This window comes from Allobosea sp. CER48, assembly GCF_044752385.1.
GTDB lineage: Bacteria > Pseudomonadota > Alphaproteobacteria > Rhizobiales > Beijerinckiaceae > Allobosea.
On record NZ_JBIWYK010000564.1, the window covers coordinates 1 to 1769 of the forward strand.

Here is a 1769-nt window from a genome sequence, read left to right on the forward strand (position 1 = left end):
GGGGCATTGTGCGATCGCTACTTTGCCGTGGGGGCTTCGATGTTGCGTAACCTGACCCGGATGCCGTCCGACATGTCGTCGGATTCGCGCCGGCAGTTGCTTCATGCCGTCACCGATTTGTTCCTGCTCGACCAGGACCCCAACGAAGCGGCCCGGGAGCATTACGGCGAGATCGCGACGACTTCGCTCGCGCATCTCGGCGATGACGAGCGCAAGGGCTATGCTGACCGCGTGGCGGCCATGCCCACCCTGCCCCATTCGGTTGCCGTCACGCTCGGCGGAGACGCCAATTCCGACGTCGCCCGGCTCGTGCTGACCCTCTCGCCGGTTCTGACCGACACCGATCTCGCCGCCATCGCCGTCAGCCAGTCGCAACAGCACCTCGTCGCCATCGCCGAGCGCGCGCGCCTGTCCGAAAGCGTCACCGACATCCTGGTCGAACGAGGCGACCAGAAGGTCCTTCACACCGTCAGCGCCAATGAGGGCGCTGCCTTCTCGGATCGCGGCTTCGATCGACTTCTCGAGCGCGGACAGGACGATGCGGCGATCACCGGTGCGCTTGCCCGTCGTTCGGACCTCGCCCCCAACCGCGTCCAGCGCGTTCTGAGGATCGTCGAGCATTTCGCGGATGGACAGGCTCCCGGCGAGAAGCCCACTGAAGAAACCGCCTCGCTCGCCCGCCAGGCACGCCAGCAGCGGCTCGAGGTGAAGCTCCTGCTCTCGGACCTCGCCGCCAAGGTTCGAGAGGTCGACGACGTCCTGACGATGCTGTCAGACGAGGATCGCGCCTATCATCTCGCACAGGTGCTGGCACAGGTGGGCGACATCACCATCGAACAGGCGCTACGCGTGTTGATGCAGCGCGATGCCAGCGGCATCGCGGTGACCTGCCGCTCTCTCGGCATCGGCAACACCGCCTTCCGCGCCATCCTGCAGCTCCGGGCGCGCCGGCTCTATTTCACGTCGCGTGATATCGACGATGATGTCGATGCCTATGCCAAGCTCGACCTCGCCACGGCGGAACGCACGCTTCGCTTCCTGAAGTTGAGAACGAAGATCGCCTGACCCGCGGCCGCCAGCCGCGGCCACAAAACCGCGACATTCTCCCCGCCTCATGCTAGCGTTCCGCAGGGCGCGTCTGCGCGAGGATAGCTTCGACGTGAGATTTTCGCTTCTTTCCGCCGCGGTGCTTTCGGTTCTTGTCACCGGCGCCGCGCAGGCGCAGACATTCCTGCCTCTGACCGGCTTCGCGGCCTTGCCGTCCTTCGCCTGGGACGAACCGATGATCTCGCCGCGCTGGGAGGGCTCCTACGCCCGTATCTCCTCGGGCTTCCAGGTCACCAGTTCGAAGCACATGCGCACAAGCGCCGGACCGACCTTCGGGCTCGAAGCCGGAACGATGCGGCGCGAGGGCAATTTCGTCTACGGCATCGTCGGCGCGATAGACTACGCCCCGGCCATAGGCGGCTACGGCTATCCGAGCTTCGGCAATGTCGCGTACACACGCGACTTCGCCGGCGCCTTCCAAATCAAGACCGGCGTGCTGGTGACGCCCGACGTGCTGCTCTACACCAAGGTCGGCATGTCCGCCGCCAACGAAACCTGGCGCTACGGTGCGACGCCATTCTCGACACCCTTCAGCCAGAGCGAAATCGCGGTGCGGCCCGAGGCGCGCGCCGGGGTGGAGTGGGCCGTGACCGACAAGATCACGCTCAGCCTAGAAGCCGGGCTTCTCGGCCGGCCCATCCGCTAAGAGCGCGATTCAAGCG

2 protein-coding genes are annotated in these 1769 nt (G+C 65.7%); both read left to right on the forward strand.

Going from position 1 to position 1769, the window contains the following annotated elements; all coding sequences use genetic code 11:
* The coding region (locus ACIPIA_RS15550; protein WP_400510858.1) for a DUF2336 domain-containing protein at positions 1-1065 on the forward strand (1065 nt) is incomplete at its 5' end.
* 94 nt (positions 1066-1159) lie between these two features.
* On the forward strand, positions 1160-1753 hold the full coding sequence (locus ACIPIA_RS15555; RefSeq protein ID WP_400510860.1) for an outer membrane protein: 594 nt from the start codon (positions 1160-1162) through the stop codon (positions 1751-1753).
* Positions 1754-1769: the final 16 nt, after the last annotated feature.